Origin of the sequence: Salinispora vitiensis (genome assembly GCF_000378825.1) — a bacterium.
Classification (GTDB): Bacteria; Actinomycetota; Actinomycetes; order Mycobacteriales; family Micromonosporaceae; genus Micromonospora; species Micromonospora vitiensis.
This window is the reverse complement of record NZ_KB900388.1, coordinates 1,238,064-1,254,549: the sequence shown is the minus strand read 5'-3', so window position 1 is coordinate 1,254,549 and position 16,486 is coordinate 1,238,064. Positions and strand designations below refer to the sequence as shown.

Here is a 16,486-nt window from a genome sequence, read left to right as displayed (position 1 = left end):
CCCCAGGGCGTGGATACCCGAGGAGGACCCGATGATGTGTAGCGTCCTATCCATCGACAGTTGTCGCATCAGCCTGGCGGGTGGCGGTATGCCCGCCACCGGTCAGCGGCCCGGCGACGCCGCGATTGGTCCCGCCACCGCGATTGGTTTCGCGGCCGCGACGGGTCCCGCCGTTCTCGGCCCTGCTGCCCGCGGTTGATCGCCGCCTGACGCGCACCCGGTCGGCCCGCCCGCTCGGGTGGCCCGAGACGGCGCCCGCGAAGCCGAATCACTCCCCGTTTCACTGATCGCCCGCCCCGCCGCGCGGGCGTCACTCTCCGGAGCTTGCTGTGCGCATCCTGCTGCTCTCCACCGCCGACACCGACCTGCTCGCCGCGCGGGCCAGCGGGGCCGACTACCGCCTGGCCAACCCGAACCGGGTGGCCGTCGACGAGGTCCCGGCCCTGCTCGACGACGTGGACCTAGCCGTCGTACGCCTGCTCGGCGGTCGAGCCGCCTGGCCCGACGGACTGGCCGCGGTCCTCGCCTCGGACGTGCCGACGGTGGTGCTGGGCGGGGAGAGCGTCCCCGACGCCGAGCTGACCGCCACCTCCACCGTGTCCGCCGGTGTCACCACCCAGGCCCTGTCCTACCTGGTCGAAGGGGGACCGGAGAACCTGGCACAGCTGGCCCGGTTCCTCTCCGACACGGTGCTGCTCACCGGGGAGGGGTTCGCGCCCCCCGCACCGACCCCGGCGTACGGGATGCACGGAGCACGGTCGACCAGCCCGGGCCGGCCGACCGTCGGAATCGTCTTCTACCGGGCGCACGCGCTCGCCGGCAACACCGCCTTCGTGGACACGCTCGCCGACGCCGTGGAGGCCGCGGGAGGCAACGCGGCGCCGATCTTCTGCGGCTCGCTGCGCGGGCTGACCGCTGGCGCGGGCCCGCTGGAACTCTTCGCCCGCTGCGACGCGCTGCTGGTCACCGTACTCGCCGCCGGGGGCACCGTGGCCGCCGACGCGGCCGGCGGTGGCGACGAGGACGCCTGGGACGTGGGCGCGCTCGCCGCCCTCGACGTGCCGGTCATCCAGGCGCTCTGCCTCACCAGCACGCGGGAGCAGTGGGCCGGCAGCGACGCCGGATTGTCCCCGTTGGACGCGGCGATGCAGGTGGCGATCCCGGAGTTCGACGGGCGGATCGTCACCGTGCCGTTCTCGTTCAAACAGCTCGACGCGGACGGGCTGTCGGTCTACGCGCCGGACCCGGAGCGCGCCGCCCGGGTAGCCGGAATCGCCGTCCGGCACGCCCGGCTGTGGCAACTGCCGAACGCCGACAAACGGGTGGCGGTGGTGCTCAGCTCGTACCCGACGAAGCACGCCCGGGTCGGCAACGCCGTCGGCCTGGACACCCCAGCCAGCGCGGTGCGGCTGCTCGCCGCGCTCGCCGCCGCCGGCTACGACCTCGGCGCGGCGCCCCTGCCGGATGACGGGGACGCCCTCATCCACGCGCTCATCGCCGCCGGCGGCCACGACGTCGAGTGGCTCACCCCCGAGCAGCTCGCCACCGCCAGCGCGCGGATACCGCAGGAGACGTACCGGCGGTGGTTCGACCAGGTGCCGGCGCAACTGCGCGCCGACATGGTCCGTCACTGGGGGGAGCCGCCGGGCGAGCTGTACACCGACGGCGGTGACCTCGTCCTGGCCGGCCTGCGGTTCGGCAACGTGGTCCTGCTGATCCAGCCGCCCCGCGGCTTCGGGGAGAACCCGATCGCCATCTACCACGACCCGGACCTGCCCCCGAGTCACCACTACCTGGCCGCGTACCGGTGGCTGGCCGCCCCCGACACGGCGGGCGGCTTCGGCGCGGACGCCGTGGTGCACCTGGGCAAGCACGGCACTCTGGAGTGGCTACCGGGCAAGGGCCTCGGGCTGGCCGCCGACTGCGCCCCGGACGCGGTCCTCGGCGACCTGCCGCTGGTGTACCCGTTCATCGTCAACGATCCGGGGGAGGGGACGCAGGCCAAGCGCCGCGCGCACGCGGTCGTCGTCGACCACCTGGTGCCGCCGATGGCCCGCGCCGAGACCTACGGGGACCTGGCGAAGCTGGAGCAGCTACTCGACGAGTACGCCACCGTGCAGGCGCTCGACCCGGCGAAGGTGCCCGTCGTACGGGGACAGATCTGGGAGCTGGTACGCGCCGCGGAGCTGCACCACGACCTGCACCAGTCGGAGATGCCGACCGCCGACGACTTCGACGACTTCGTGCTGCACCTCGACGGCTACCTCTGCGAGGTCAAGGACGTGCAGATCCGCGACGGCCTGCACGTGCTGGCCGAAGCACCCGCCGGCGAGGCACGGGTCAACCTGGTGCTCGCCGTGCTGCGTGCCCCACAGGTGTGGGGCGGGACCCGGGCCCTGCCCGGCCTGCGGCAGGCCATCGCCGCCAGCTACGGCCTGGACGAGTCCGTACTCCTCGCCGCGCCCGGAGCCCGGGTGCGGGTGCCGGCCGCGTTGACCGACGCGGCCGGTGGGCCGGCCGGCACCGCAGCCGACGCCGTCGACCTGATCGAGGGCCTGGCCCGGCGCCTCGCCCTCGGGATGGAGACGCTCGGCTGGCCCCCCGACCGGGTGGAGGAGGTCGTCGTCGAGGTCACCGGCCGGGCGATTCCGGAGGCCGCCGCGGTGCTGCGCTTCGGCGCCACCGAACTGGTGCCGAGATTGGAGCGCACCACCGACGAGCTGGCGCACACGCTCGCCGCCCTCAACGGGCGGTTCGTGCCGCCCGGCCCGTCCGGATCACCCACCCGGGGCCTGGTCAACGTGCTGCCCACCGGCCGTAACTTCTACTCGGTCGACCCGAAGGCGATCCCCAGCCGCAACGCGTGGGACGTCGGCGTGGCCCTGGCCGACTCGCTGCTGGCCCGGCACCTCGCCGACACCGGGGCGTACCCGCGCTCGGTTGGGCTCACCGTCTGGGGCACCAGCGCCATGCGCACGCAGGGCGACGACATCGCCGAGGTGCTCGCACTACTCGGCTGTCGACCCACCTGGGACGACCGGTCCCGACGGGTGACCGGGGTCGAGGTGGTGCCCCTGGCCGAGTTGGGCCGCCCCCGCATCGATGTGACCGTCCGCATCTCCGGCTTCTTCCGGGACGCCTTTCCGCACGTCGTGGCGCTCATGGACGACGCGGTACGACAGGTGGCCGCGCTGGACGAGTCGACCTCGGACAACCACCTCCGCGCGCACGTGGCCGAGGACCTGGCCGGGCACGGCGACGAGCGCCGGGCCACCGCGCGGATCTTCGGATCGAAGCCGGGCGCCTACGGGGCCGGGCTGCTACCGCTGATCGACGCCCGGAACTGGCGCAGCGACGCCGACCTAGCCGAGGTGTACGCGGTGTGGGGCGGCTACGCGTACGGGCGGGGGCTGGACGGCCGGGAGGCCCGCACCGACATGGAACGCGCCTTCGCGCGGATCGCCGTGGCGGTGAAGAACCAGGACACCCGGGAGCACGACATCGTCGACTCCGACGACTACTTCCAGTACCACGGCGGGATGGTGGCGATGGTCCGGCACCTCACCGGTGCCGCACCGGCCGCGTACGTCGGCGACTCGGCGATGCCGCACGACGTGCGGACCCGCACCCTCAGCGAGGAGACCCGCCGGGTGTTCCGAGCCCGGGTGGTCAACCCGAGGTGGATCGCGGCGATGCGCCGGCACGGCTACAAGGGCGCCTTCGAGCTGGCGGCCACCGTCGACTACCTGTTCGGCTACGACGCCACCGCGGGCGTGGTCGACGACTGGATGTACGAGCGGCTCGCCGAGGCGTACCTGTTTGACGAAGAGACCCGGGAGTTCCTGGAGCGGTCCAACCCGTGGGCGCTGCGCGGCATGACCGAACGGCTGCTGGAGGCCGCCGACCGAGGGCTGTGGGCAAAGCCGGAGCCGAGCACCCTGGACCGGCTCCGGGAGACGTATCTGGCCAGCGAGGGCGATCTGGAGGACCGCGGATGAGCACGACGAGTGAACCGGGCCTGCGGGTTCCACGGCCGCCGCGCCCGGAGGCGCCCGGGGCGAACTACCCGTTCTCGGCCGTACTCGGCATGGCCGACATGCGCCTGGCGCTGCTGCTGAACGCGGTCAACCCGACGATCGGTGGGGTGCTGGTACGGGGCGAGAAGGGTACCGCCAAGTCGACCGCGGTGCGCGCCCTCGCCGCTCTGCTGCCGCCGGTGGTCCGGGTCGCCGGCTGCCGGTTCGCCTGTGATCCGCAGATGCCCGACCCCGGCTGCCCGGACGGGCCCCACCCGGTGGCGCCGGCGACCGAACATCGCCCGGCCGCGTTGGTCGAACTGCCGGTCGGCGCCGCCGAGGACCGGGTGGTCGGCTCGCTCGACCTGGAGCGGGTGCTCGCCGAGGGGGTCCGCGCCTACGAGCCGGGCCTGCTCGCCGCCGCCCACCGGGGTCTGCTCTATGTCGACGAGGTGAACCTGCTCCACGACCATCTGGTCGACCTGCTGTTGGACGCCGCCGCGATGGGGCGCTGCCACGTCGAGCGGGAGGGCGTGTCGGTCCGCCACGCGGCCCGGTTCCTGCTGGTCGGCACGATGAACCCGGAGGAGGGGGAGCTACGTCCACAGTTCCTCGACCGGTTCGGGCTGACCGTGGAGGTGACGGCCAGCCGCGACCCGGCCGTCCGGGTGGAGGTGGTGCGGCGCCGGCTCGACGCCGACGCGGACCCGGCCGGCTTCGCCGCCCGCTGGGCGGGGGAGGACGCGGCGGTCGCCGGGCGGGTGGCCGAGGCCCGCGCCCGGCTGGACCGGGTGGTGTTGACCGACGCGGCCCTGCGGCAGATCGCCGAGGTCTGCGCGGCGTTCGACGTGGACGGAATGCGGGCCGACATCGTCACCGCCCGGACGGCCGTGGCGCACGCCGCCTGGCAGCGCCGGGACCGGGTGAGCGCGGAAGACGTTCGGGTGGCCGCCCGACTCGCCCTGCCGCACCGTCGCCGCCGGGACCCGTTCGACCCGCCGGGACTGGACGAACAACGCCTGGACGAGGCGCTGAACCGGGCACAGGAGTCGCATCCCGACGACCCGGACGACGGTGCCGGTCCCGGCCGCGGTCCGGGGGATGACGCCGGTCCCGACGGCGGCCCCGGGGGTGGCACCACACCCGACGGCGGTCCCCGGGGCGGCACCACACCCGACGGCGGTCCGGGCGGGGAAACCGGTCCCGGTGGTACGGGCGGCCCGGCCGGCGACACCGGGCCCGAGCCGGACCCCGGCTCCACGGCGGACATCCGCCCCGATGGCAGTACCGGCTCCGCGGCTGATCCGTCCGGTCCGGACCGACCGGCGGTCTCCGAGGACGGTTCCCCCCGGTCCGCGCACCCGGGCCGGGACGGGCACCCGAGTGGGGTCCCGCACCCGGTGGCCGCGCCGCAGCTCGGGCTCCGGGCGCGGTTGTTCACCGCGCCGGGCGTCGGCGAGGGGGTGCCGGGCCGGCGGTCGCGGGCACGGACCGGGCGCGGTCGTACCACCGGGGCCCGGGTACCGGCCGGGCGACCCGGCGCGCTGCACCTGCCGGCGACGATCCGGACCGCCGCCGGGCACCAGGTCGCCCGGGGACGGGCCGGTGGACCGCTGCGGATCCGCCCGGCCGACGTACGGGAGGCCGTTCGGGAGGGGCGGGCGGGCAACCTGGTGCTCTTCGTGGTGGACGCCAGCGGCTCGATGGGTGCCCGGCAGCGGATGAGTGCCGTCAAGGGTGCGGTGCTCGCCCTGCTCACCGACGCCTACCAGCGCCGGGACAAGGTGGCGGTGGTCGCCTTCCGCGGTGCTGGCGCGCAGGTCCTGCTGCCCGCCACCGCCTCGGTGCTCGCCGCCTCCACCCGGCTGGCCGAGCTGCCCACCGGTGGGCGTACCCCGCTCGCGGAGGGCCTGCTCGCCGCCGCCGAGCTGCTGCGGGTGGAGCGGCTGCGGGATCCCCGCCGGCAACCGTTGACCCTGGTCCTGACGGACGGTCGGGCCACCGCCGGCGCCGACCCGTTGCCCCGCGCGGCGCGGGCGGCGGCGGTGCTGCGCGCGACCGGCGCCCCCTGCGTCGTCGTGGACTGCGAGTCCGGCCCTGTCCGCCTCGCCCTGGCCCGCCGCCTGGCCACCCAGCTGGCCGCCGCCCACCACCCCCTGCCCACCGTGACGACTGCCCCGTTGGCGGCCCTGGCGACCGCCGGTGTCGCCGCGGAGCGGAGCGTGCGCTGATGCCCCAGGGTAAACCGACTCACGTGCCGGCCGACGGGCTCACGACCCGGCAGCGGCGGAACCGCCCGCTGCTGATCGTCCACACCGGATCGATGAAGGGGAAGTCCACCGCCGCCTTCGGTCTCGCGCTGCGGGCCTGGACCGCGGGGCTGCCGATCGGGGTGTTCCAGTTCGTCAAGAGCGCCAAGTGGCGGGTGGGCGAGGAGAGCGCATTCCGGGCCCTCGGTGAGGTACACGAGCAGACCGGTCAGGGCGCTCCGGTGAGCTGGCACAAGATGGGTGAGGGCTGGTCCTGGATCCAGCGCGACGGTACGGCCGACCACGCCGCCGACGCCCGCGAGGGGTGGCGGCAGATCCAGCGGGACCTGACCGCCCAGCGGTACGGCCTCTACGTGCTCGACGAGTTCACCTACCCGATGAAGTGGGGCTGGGTGGACGTCGCCGAGGTGGTCGACACCCTCACCACCCGACCCGGCTTTCAACACGTCGTCATCACCGGCCGGGACGCCGACCCGCGCCTGGTGGCCGCCGCCGACCTGGTTGCCGAGCTGACCAAGGTGAAGCATCCGATGGACGCCGGCCAAAAGGGCCAGAAGGGCATCGAATGGTGAGCGCCCCCTGGTCCCTGCCGCGGGTCGTGGTCGCCGCACCGGCCAGCGGCCACGGCAAGACCACGATCGCCACCGGGCTGCTCGCCGCGCTGCGCCGCCAGGGCCACCTGGTCAGTCCACACAAGGTCGGCCCGGACTACATCGACCCCGGCTACCACGCCCTCGCCGCCGGCCGGCCCGGCCGAAACCTCGACCCGTGGCTGGTGGGGGAGGAGCGGATCGCCGGTCTGCTGCGGCACGGCGCGGCCGTGCCCCGCCCCGCCGACATCGCGGTGATCGAGGGGGTGATGGGGCTGCACGACGGTGCCGTCGGTCACCGCGGGTACGCCTCCACCGCCCACGTCGCCCGGCTCGTCGCCGCGCCCGTGCTGCTGGTGCTCGACACCACCGCCCAGGGGCGCAGCGCCGCCGCCCTGGCCCTCGGAATGGGCGCCTTCGACCCGGCGGTGCGAATCGGCGGGGTGGTGCTCAACCGGGTCGGCTCGCCCCGGCACGAGTCGTTGCTGCGCGAGGCCCTGGCCGAGGTCGGCGTACCGGTGCTGGGCGCGGTCACCCGGGCCGCCGAGGTCGCCGCCCCCGCCCGCCACCTCGGCCTGGTGCCGGTCGCGGAGCGGGCCGCCGAGTCGACCGCCGTGGTTGACGCGCTGGCCGACCTAGTGGCAGCCACCGTGGACCTCGACGCGGTGTTGGAGTTGGCCCGAAGCGCGCCGCCACTGACCGCGCCGCCCTGGGACCCGGTCGCCGCCGTCGGTGCACCGGCCGGAACCGACCGGCCGGTCGTCGCCGTCGCCGGTGGCCCGGCCTTCACCTTCGGCTACGCCGAGACGACCGAGCTGCTCACCGCCGCCGGTGCGACCGTGGTGCCGTTCGATCCGCTGCGCGATGAGGCGCTGCCCGCCGGTACCCGGGCCGTGGTTCTCGGCGGCGGCTTTCCCGAGGTGTACGTGGAGGCGCTCGCCGCCAACACCGGGCTGCGCGCCGATCTGGCCGCCTTCGACGGACCGGTGATGGCCGAGTGCGCGGGTCTGCTCTACCTGGGACGCGAATTGGACGGGGTACCGATGTGCGGCCGACTCGACCTGACCGCCCGAATGACCGGACGGCTCACCCTCGGCTACCGGGCGGCGGTCGCCGCCGTCGACTCGGTGCCGCACGCCGCCGGTGAGCTGGTCCGCGGGCACGAGTTCCACCGCACCGGCACCGATCCCGGTCACGGTGAGCGGGCGGCGTGGTGCTGGGACGGTGCCGCGCACGGCTTCGTCACCGGCCGGATCCACGCCTCCTACTTGCACACCCACTGGGCGGGCCAGCCCCGAGCAGCGCAGCGGCTGGTAACGGCGGCGAGCCGATGACCGTGACGCTGACCGGGGTCGGGGTGGGCCCCGGCGACCCCGAGCTACTCACCGTCCGCGCGGTACGGGTGCTGCGCGCGGCTGACGTGGTCTTCGTACCCGTGCTGGACCGACCGGCGGGTGCCGCGGCCCCCGGCCGGGCCGAGACCACGATCGCCCCGTACCTCCCGCCGGAGCGGCTGCGCCGGCTGCCGTTCGCCCTGGACGACCGGGGCGGGGTGACCCGACGGCGGGAGAGCGCGTGGAACGCCGCCGCGGAGGCGGTCGCCACCGCGGTTGACGACGGGGCTCGGGATCTGGCCTTCGCCACCATCGGCGACCCCAACGTCTACTCCACCTTCGGCTACCTGGCGCAGACCCTCCGCGAGTTGCGGCCGGCGGTCGCCGTGTACACCGTCCCCGGCATCACGGCTATGCAGGAACTCGCCGCCAGAAGCGGAGTTCCGCTCTGCGAGGGGCGAGAGCCGCTGACCCTGCTGCCGGCAACCGCCGGGCTGGCGCTCTTCGCCGACGCGCTCGCCGGGCCGGGCACGGTCGTCGCCTACAAGGGGTGGCGGCGGCACCCGGAGTTGCTGGCCGAGCTCCGCCGGCAGGGTCGGCTCACCGACGCGGTGCTGGGCAGCGGGTTGGGCCTGGCCGGCGACCACGTCGGTCCGGCTGCCGAGGCCGGCGACGCCCCGCCGTACCTGTCGACACTGCTGGTCCCGGCCCGCCGGGAGCGCCGAGGGGGGAAACTGTGAGCGGCACCGTCTGGTTCGTAGGTGCGGGACCCGGCGCGGCGGATCTGCTGACCCTGCGCGCGGCCCGGGTGATCGCCGCCGCCGACGTGGTGGTCTGGGCGGCCAGTCTGGTCCACGCCGACGTGCTGGCACACGCCCGACCGGACGCCGAGATCGTCGACTCGTCGCGGTTGCCGATGGAGGGGGTGCTGCCCCTGTATCGGCGGGCCGCCGCCGACGGGTTGACCGTGGCCCGGATCCACTCGGGCGATCCGGCGTTGTGGGGCGCGGTGCAGGAGCAGCTCGACCTGTGTCGGGCGCTCGGGCTGACTGTGGAGATCGTGCCGGGGGTCTCCTCGTTTTCCGCGGTCGCCGCCCGGATCGGTCGGGAGCTGACCGTTCCCGAGGTCGCGCAGTCGGTGATCCTCACCCGCCTGGAGGGTGGGAAGACGCCGATGCCGCCGGGGGAGCGGGTCCGCGAGTTCGCCCGGCACGGCACCACCATGGCGTTGTTCCTCTCCGCGGCCCGCTCCGGTCAGGTGCAGACCGAGCTACTCGCCGGGGGTTACCCGGCCGACACCCCGGCGGTCGTGGCGTATCAGGTGACCTGGCCGGACGAACTGGTTGCGCACTGTACCGTCGGCACCCTCGCGGCGACGGTCAAGGAACACCGGCTCTGGAAGCACACCCTCATCCTGGTCGGGCCGGCGCTGGCGGCCGCCGGTACCCGGTCGCATCTTTACCATCCGGGGCACTTCCACGGTCACCGGCGGGCGGAGCCGGCCGCGCGGGCCGCCCTTCGCCGGGAGGTCACCACCCGGGCGGATCGGCCGACCTGATGGCCTACGACCCGCCGCCGTTGCGCGAGCCGGACCTGCCGCGTACCGCGAAGGTCCGGCCCGTGGCGCTGCGCACCGGCTGGACCACCGGCGCCTGCGCGACGGCCGCGACGAAGGCCGCGCTGACCGCCCTGGTCACCGGGACGTCACCGGAGCAGGTCGAGATTGGACTGCCGGCCGGGCGGCGGGTGCGATTCCCGGTGGCTCGCTGCGACCGTACGGCCGGCGGCGCCGAGGCGGTGGTGGTCAAGGACGCCGGCGACGACCCGGACGTCACCCACGGCGCCGAGCTGACCGCCACGGTCGGCTGGCGGCAGATCCCCGGACTGGCCCTAGCGGGTGGGTCCGGGGTGGGCACGGTGACCAAGCCGGGGTTGGGACTGCCGGTCGGCGGGCCGGCGATCAACGACACCCCACGTCAGATGATCGGTGCGGCGGTCGCCGAGCTGGTCGATCTGGCTGTCCTCGGCGTCCGGGTGGTGATCAGCGTCCCACGGGGCGAGATCATGGCCCGGAAGACCACGAACCGCCGGCTCGGCATCCTCGGCGGCATCTCGATCCTCGGTACGACCGGCGTGGTCAGACCCTTCTCCACCGCGTCCTGGCGGGCCAGCGTCGTGCAGGCCGTACAGGTGGCGGCCGCGCAGGGAGAGTCGACGGTGGTGCTGTGTACGGGTGGGCGGACCGAGCGGGCCGCCCGGGAGCTGCTGCCGGAGCTGCCCGAGGTCTGCTTCGTGGAGGTGGGTGACTTCACCGGCGCGGCGGTCACCGCCGCCGTCACCCACGGTCTGTCCGGGGTGGCCTTCGTCGGCATGGCCGGGAAGCTGGCCAAGCTCGCCGCCGGGGTGCTGATGACCCACTACACCCGCTCCAAGGTGGATCTGTCGCTCCTCGGCGCGGTGACCGTCGAGGCGGGCGGCACCGCCGAGCTGGCCGCCGCCGTCACCGCCGCCAACACCGGTCGGCACGCGTACGAGTTGTGGGAGGCCGCCGGCCTGCTCGGTCCCGCCGGTGACCTGCTCTGCGGTCGGGTCCGCGCGGTGCTGCGCCGCTTCGCCGGGGACGCCGTCGCCGTCGACGTGGCGATGGTGGACTTCACCGGCCGGCGATGCGTGGCCGCCAGTGGGCGGTGGGCCCGGTGACCGGTACGCCGGGGGTGGATCGGCGGGTCGCCGGTGACTCCGTCATCAATGGAGCCGGAGCCGGAGCCGGAGCCGGAGCCGGAGTTGGAGCCGGAGCCGGAGCGACCGTGGTGACGGTGGCCGGTGTGGATGCCGCCGGCAACCCGGCGCACCCCGCCCTCGCCGCCGAGCTGGTGCGGGCGGGGCTCGTGGTCGGTGCGGCCCGGCACTTGGCGGCCGCGGCGGTGCCGGCCGGCGTGGAGACGGTCGTGCTCGGTCCGTTGCCGCCGGCCCTGGAACGGCTCACCGCCGCGGTTGCCACGGGCACCCCGGCCGTCGTCCTCGCCAGCGGTGATCCGGGTTGCTTCGGGATCGTGCGGCGGCTGCGGGCTGCCGGGCTGCCGGTGCGGGTGTTACCGGCGGTGTCCAGCGTCGCCGCCGCGTTCGCCCGGGCCGGGCTCTCCTGGGACGGCGCGGCCGTGGTCAGCGCCCACGGCCGGGACGCCCGGGAGGCGCTCAACGCCTGCCGGGCGCTGCCCCGGGTCGCGGTGCTCACCGCGCCGGGTGCGGGGGCCGCGGAGCTCGGCGCCGGCTTGGCGGGTTGGTCCCGTCGGCTGGTGGTGGCCGAGCACCTCGGTACCGACGCCGAACGGATCACCTGGACGACCCCGGCGGAGGCGGCGGCTGGTAGCTGGACCGATCCGCATGTGCTGCTGAGCCTCGGTCCTGGCCCGGGCGGGGCGGCCCGGGTGGACAACCAACCGGCCGCCGCCCCGGCCGCCGGGTGGGCGCTGCCCGAGGGGGCGTACCGGCACCGCGATTCGATGATCACCAAGGCGGAGGTACGGGCGCTGGTCGTGGCCGGGCTGCGGCCCCGGCTCGGCCGGCTGGTGTGGGACGTGGGTGCCGGCAGCGGTTCGGTGGGCATCGAGTGTGCCCTGCTCGGCGCGGCGGTCGTCGCGGTGGAGCGGGACCCGGCCGCCGTGGGCCTGGTGCACGACAACGCCGCTCGGCACGGCGTGGACGTACGGGTGGTTCCCGGTGCCGCCCCGGCCGCCCTGGCCGGGCTCCCCGACGCCGACGCGGTCTTCGTCGGCGGGGGCGGCACCGGGGTGCTCGCCGCGGTGGCGGCCCGCCGACCGGCGCGGGTACTCGTCGCGCTCGCCGCGCTGGACCGGGTCGCCCCGGCCCGGGACGTGCTGCGCGCCGCCGGCTACACCGTCAACGGTGTCCAACTCTCCGCCGCCCGCCTCGCCGACCTGCCCGGCGGGTCGATCCGTCTCGCGGCCACCAATCCGGTGGTCGTCCTCACCGGGGAGCTCCTGTGAAGCACGTCGAATGCACCGAGGCGCGGTCGGGCCGGATCGGGCTGGTCGCGGTCACCGCGGCGGGACGCCGGCACGCCCGGGTCCTCGCCGAGGCCTGGCCGCAGGCCCGGCTGCTGGAGGCGGAGAGCGCCGCCGCCGGACTCCGTGCCGCCTGGTCGGAATGCGACCAGATCGTGGCGTTCCTGGCCACCGGCGCGGTGGTCCGCCTCCTGGCGCCGCTGCTCGACGACAAGCGCAGCGATCCGGCGGTGGTGACAGTGGACGAGGCGGCCCGGCACGCGGTGGCCCTGCTCGGTGGGCACGTCGGCGGTGCCAACGCCCTCGCGGCCGAGGTCGGGGCGCTACTCGACGCCGCACCGGTGGTCACCACCGCCACCGACGCGGTCGACCTGCCCGGCCTGGATACCCTGGGCTGGCCGGTCGAGGGGGCGGTCGCCGCGGTGAGCCGGGCGATCCTGGACGGCGAGCCGGTCACGGTGGTCGCCGACGCGCCCTGGCCACTGCCGGCACTGCCAACCAACGTCCAGTTCGCCCCGGCCGGTCCCGCCGGTGCTCCCGGGGTGGGCTTTCGGGTGCTGGTCACCGACCGGATCGTGCCCGTGGACGGGCGGACCGCCGTGCTCCGGCCCCCCTCCCTGGTCGCCGGGGTCGGGGCGAGCCGCGGCGTGCCGGCCGCGGAGGTACGTGCCCTGCTGTACCGGGTGCTCGCCACCGCGGGCCTCAGCGCGGCGAGCCTGCGCTGTCTGGCCAGCGCCGACATCAAGGCCGATGAGGACGGTATCCGCAGCACCGCCGAGGCGCTGCGGATACCCCTGACAACGTGGTCCGCCGCGGAGTTGGCGGCGGTTGCGGTGCCCAACCCCAGCGAGGTGGTTCGCGCCGCGGTCGGCACGCCGAGCGTCGCGGAGGCCGCGGCGCTGCTCGGCGGGGACGCCGAACTGCTGGTGCCCAAGACCGCGACCGCGATGGCGACCGTCGCGGTCGCCCGGCATGCGCCGCGCGGCCGGCTCGCCCTGGTCGGCCTCGGTCCCGGTGCGGCCGAACTGCGTACCCCGCGGGCGGTGACCGAGTTACGGCGGGCCGCCGTCGTGGTCGGTTTGGACCAGTACCTGGACCAGGTCCGTGACCTGTTGCGCCCGGGGACCCGGGTGCTCGCCAGCGGGCTCGGCGCCGAGGAGGAGCGGGCCCGCTCCGCCGTCGCCGCGGCCACCGCCGGCCAGGCCGTCGCCCTGGTCGGATCCGGCGACGCCGGGGTGTACGCGATGGCGAGCCCTGCCCTGGAGTACGCCGACGAGCGGGTCGATGTGGTCGGCGTGCCCGGGGTGACCGCCGCCCTCGCGGCGGCGGCCCTGCTCGGGGCGCCGCTGGGGCACGACCACGCCTACCTGAGCCTCTCCGACCTGCACACCCCGTGGGAGGTCATCGCCCGTCGGGTTACCGCCGCGGCGCAGGGGGACTTCGTCACGGTGCTCTACAACCCGCGTAGCCGGAACCGGGACTGGCAGTTGCCGGCGGCGCTGCGGCTCCTCGCGGCGCACCGACCGCCGGATACACCCGCCGGTGTGGTCCGCAACGCCAGCCGAGCCGGGCAGCGGGTGCACCTGGCCACCCTGGCGACGCTCGACCCGGCGATTGTCGACATGTACAGCGTCGTGGTCGTGGGCAGTAGCCAGACGCGCCGGGTCGCGGGCCGGATGGTCACCCCGCGTGGCTACCGGTGGCGGACGTGACCGGCCCCGCTCCGGTGCGGGTTGACGCCTGCCAGGGCTGCGGGGCCTGCCTGCTGACCTGCCCCACGCACGCCATCCGGCCGGTGCCCGGCGGCCTCGTCATCCGGGCCGACCGCTGCACCGGTTGCCTGGAGTGTCTGGAGATCTGCCCGGTCGGTGCCATCCGCACCACCGGCCTGCGACAGGAGGAGCCGATGTTCATCACCCCGGACGACGCCGCAGCGGTGCGGGAGGACGGGTGAGCCGGCCGGTGCATCCGATCGAGGTCGAGTCGTACCGGATTCTGCGGGAGCGGGTGGACCTTCGGCACCTGTCGCCGCTGACCCGCGCGGTTACCGAGCGGGTGGTACACGCGAGCGCGGACCTGAGCTACGCGACGGATCTGGTCTGTGCCGAGACCGCGCTGGCCGGTGGGCTGGCCGCGCTCCGGTCCGGTGCGCCGGTCGTGGCCGATGTGGCGATGGTCGCCGCCGGGATCACCGGCCGGGAAACGGTCTGCCCGGTCGCCGAGGCGGGCACCGCCGCGCTGGCCCGACAGGCCGGAATCACCCGCTCGGCCGCCGCGGTGCGGATCGCCCTGGACCGGGTGGGGCCCGGTGCGGTGTGGGTGGTCGGCTGCGCGCCCACCGCGCTGACCGAACTGCTCGCCCTGGACGCCCGGCCGGCCCTGGTAGTCGGCCTGCCGGTGGGCTTCGTCGGCGCCGCGGAGTCGAAGGCCGCGCTCCGGGTCAGCGGTCTGCCGGGAATCTCGAACCGGGGCGAGAAGGGCGGGTCGGCGGTGGCCGCCGCCGCCCTCAACGCCCTGCTCTATGTGGAGGGGGAAGAGTGACCGCATTGGTCATCGTCGGGCACGGTACCCGCAGCGCAGAGGGGGTGGCGCAGTTCGCAGCGCTGGTCGAGCGGGTCCGTACCCGGGCCGGCGGTACGGTCGGCGACGTCGAGGGCGGCTTCATCGAGTTGTCCCGTCCGCCCCTGGCCGATGCGGTCGGCGCGCTCGCCGGCCGGGGGCACCGGGCGCTGGTGGCGCTGCCGCTGGTGTTGACCGCGGCCGGGCACGGCAAGGGCGACATCCCGGCGGCGCTGGCCCGGGAACAACAGCGCCACCCCGGCCTGTCCTACGCCTACGGCCGACCGCTTGGCCCGCACCCGTTGCTGCACACGGCTCTCCAGGAGCGGATTGACGCCGCGCTGGCCGGCGCCGAGCGGGCCGACACGTGGGTGGCGTTGATCGGGCGTGGCTCCACCGACCCGGACGCGAACGCCGAGGTTGCCAAGGTGGCCCGGTTGTTGTGGGAGGGCCGGGGCTACGCGGGTGTTGAGCCGGGCTTCATCTCGCTCGCCGAGCCGTCCGTGCCGGCGGTCCTGGACCGGCTGCGCCGGTTGGGGGCGCGGCGGATCGTCGTCGCCCCGTACTTCCTGTTCGCCGGGGTGCTACCGGATCGCATTCGGGCCCAGACCCAGGAGTACGCCGCCGCGCATCCCGGGCTGGACCTGCGGGTGGCGGACCTGATCGGTGACTGCGACGCCCTCGCCGACCTGGTGCTGGAACGCCACGCCGAGGCGTTGCGGGGCGACATCCGGATGAACTGCGACACCTGTGCGTACCGGGTGTCGATGCCGGGCTTCGTCGACAAGGTGGGTCGGCCGCAGACCCCGCACGACCACCCGGACGACCCGGTGGGCGGGCACGGTCACCAGCACCAGCACCAGCACCCCGAGCCCGTGCTGCGGCCGGGTGCGGTGGCGATCGTCGGCGGCGGACCGGGCCCGGCAGACCTGATCACAGTCCGGGGTCGGGCGTTGCTGGCAGTCGCCGACGTGGTGGTGGTGGACCGGCTCGCCCCGCAGGAACTGCTCGCCGGACTCCGCCCGGGGGTGCAGGTGGTGGACGCGGCGAAGTCACCCCGAGGGCCGTCCGTCGGGCAGGACGCCATCAACACCGCACTGGTCCGGCACGCCCGCGCCGGGCGGCGGGTGGTCCGGCTCAAGGGCGGTGACCCGTACGTCTTCGGACGCGGGCACGAGGAGGTGTTGGCCTGCGCGGCGGCCGGAGTCCCGGTGACCGTGGTGCCGGGGGTGACCAGCGCGGTGGCCGCGGCGGCCCTGGCCGGGGTGCCGGTCACCCACCGCGGGGCGGCGCACGAGTTCACCGTCGTCTCCGGGCACCTGCCGCCGGGGCATCCGGACTCGCTGGTCGACTGGGTGGCGCTGGGCCGGACCCGGGGCACCCTGGTGGTGTTGATGGGGGTCGAGACGATCGGTGCTGTCGCCGCGAAGCTGATCGCGCACGGGCGTGCCCCGGACACCCCCGCCCTCGTGGTACAGGACGCCGGCCACCCGGGGCAGCGTTCGTTGCCGGCGCGCCTGGACGAGATCGCTGCGGTGGCGGCTCGGGCGGGCGTGTGTCCCCCGGCGGTCTTCGTGGTCGGCCCGGTCGCGGCGTTCGCCGCGGAGCCCGCTCTCGCCACGTCGGGCCAGTGAGCTGACTCCCGGATGTCGTCCGCCGCGCAGGTGATCCACTCCGGTGGTGGGGAGCGCG

12 protein-coding genes are annotated in these 16,486 nt (G+C 75.2%); all 12 read left to right on the top strand.

Annotated elements, in window-relative coordinates; all coding sequences use genetic code 11:
• The first annotated feature begins 329 nt into the window (after positions 1 to 329).
• Genes cobN through cobA form a run of 12 tightly spaced genes read left to right on the top strand, consistent with a single transcriptional unit; the run spans position 330 to position 16,428 of the window.
• Positions 330 to 3,998, top strand: coding sequence for a cobaltochelatase subunit CobN (cobN, locus tag SALPAC2_RS0105825; protein WP_018215707.1), 3,669 nt, complete (start codon positions 330 to 332; stop codon positions 3,996 to 3,998).
• On the top strand, positions 3,995 to 6,247 hold the full coding sequence (locus tag SALPAC2_RS0105820; protein WP_018215706.1) for a VWA domain-containing protein: 2,253 nt from the start codon (positions 3,995 to 3,997) through the stop codon (positions 6,245 to 6,247). The genes cobN and SALPAC2_RS0105820 overlap by 4 nt, the downstream gene beginning before the upstream one ends.
• Positions 6,247 to 6,858 (top strand): cob(I)yrinic acid a,c-diamide adenosyltransferase, encoded by a 612-nt coding sequence (gene cobO, locus SALPAC2_RS0105815; RefSeq protein ID WP_026184466.1) that lies wholly within the window; start codon positions 6,247 to 6,249, stop codon positions 6,856 to 6,858. The genes SALPAC2_RS0105820 and cobO overlap by 1 nt, the downstream gene beginning before the upstream one ends.
• Complete coding sequence (locus SALPAC2_RS0105810) at positions 6,852 to 8,210, top strand: cobyrinate a,c-diamide synthase (protein ID WP_018215704.1); 1,359 nt, start codon at positions 6,852 to 6,854, stop codon at positions 8,208 to 8,210. Before cobO ends, SALPAC2_RS0105810 begins: the two co-directional genes overlap by 7 nt.
• Positions 8,207 to 8,950: a precorrin-2 C(20)-methyltransferase gene (cobI, locus tag SALPAC2_RS0105805; protein WP_018215703.1), complete on the top strand. Its 744-nt coding sequence runs from the start codon at positions 8,207 to 8,209 to the stop codon at positions 8,948 to 8,950. Before SALPAC2_RS0105810 ends, cobI begins: the two co-directional genes overlap by 4 nt.
• The gene (gene cobM, locus SALPAC2_RS0105800) at positions 8,947 to 9,768 is read left to right on the top strand and encodes a precorrin-4 C(11)-methyltransferase (protein WP_018215702.1); all 822 of its coding nucleotides are present in this window, start codon (positions 8,947 to 8,949) and stop codon (positions 9,766 to 9,768) included. Before cobI ends, cobM begins: the two co-directional genes overlap by 4 nt.
• Positions 9,768 to 10,910, top strand: coding sequence for a cobalt-precorrin-5B (C(1))-methyltransferase (locus SALPAC2_RS0105795; RefSeq protein ID WP_018215701.1), 1,143 nt, complete (start codon positions 9,768 to 9,770; stop codon positions 10,908 to 10,910). The genes cobM and SALPAC2_RS0105795 overlap by 1 nt, the downstream gene beginning before the upstream one ends.
• Positions 10,877 to 12,217 (top strand): bifunctional cobalt-precorrin-7 (C(5))-methyltransferase/cobalt-precorrin-6B (C(15))-methyltransferase, encoded by a 1,341-nt coding sequence (locus SALPAC2_RS0105790; protein ID WP_018215700.1) that lies wholly within the window; start codon positions 10,877 to 10,879, stop codon positions 12,215 to 12,217. Before SALPAC2_RS0105795 ends, SALPAC2_RS0105790 begins: the two co-directional genes overlap by 34 nt.
• Entirely contained in the window at positions 12,214 to 13,947 is a 1,734-nt protein-coding gene (gene cobJ, locus SALPAC2_RS0105785; RefSeq protein WP_018215699.1) for a precorrin-3B C(17)-methyltransferase, read from the top strand. The genes SALPAC2_RS0105790 and cobJ overlap by 4 nt, the downstream gene beginning before the upstream one ends.
• Entirely contained in the window at positions 13,935 to 14,189 is a 255-nt protein-coding gene (locus tag SALPAC2_RS0105780) for a DUF362 domain-containing protein (RefSeq protein ID WP_018215698.1), read from the top strand. Before cobJ ends, SALPAC2_RS0105780 begins: the two co-directional genes overlap by 13 nt.
• On the top strand, positions 14,186 to 14,776 hold the full coding sequence (locus SALPAC2_RS0105775; protein WP_018215697.1) for a precorrin-8X methylmutase: 591 nt from the start codon (positions 14,186 to 14,188) through the stop codon (positions 14,774 to 14,776). Before SALPAC2_RS0105780 ends, SALPAC2_RS0105775 begins: the two co-directional genes overlap by 4 nt.
• A complete protein-coding gene (cobA, locus tag SALPAC2_RS0105770) occupies positions 14,773 to 16,428 on the top strand; it encodes a uroporphyrinogen-III C-methyltransferase (RefSeq protein WP_018215696.1) in 1,656 nt (551 codons plus the stop codon). The genes SALPAC2_RS0105775 and cobA overlap by 4 nt, the downstream gene beginning before the upstream one ends.
• The last annotated feature ends 58 nt before the right edge of the window (positions 16,429 to 16,486 follow it).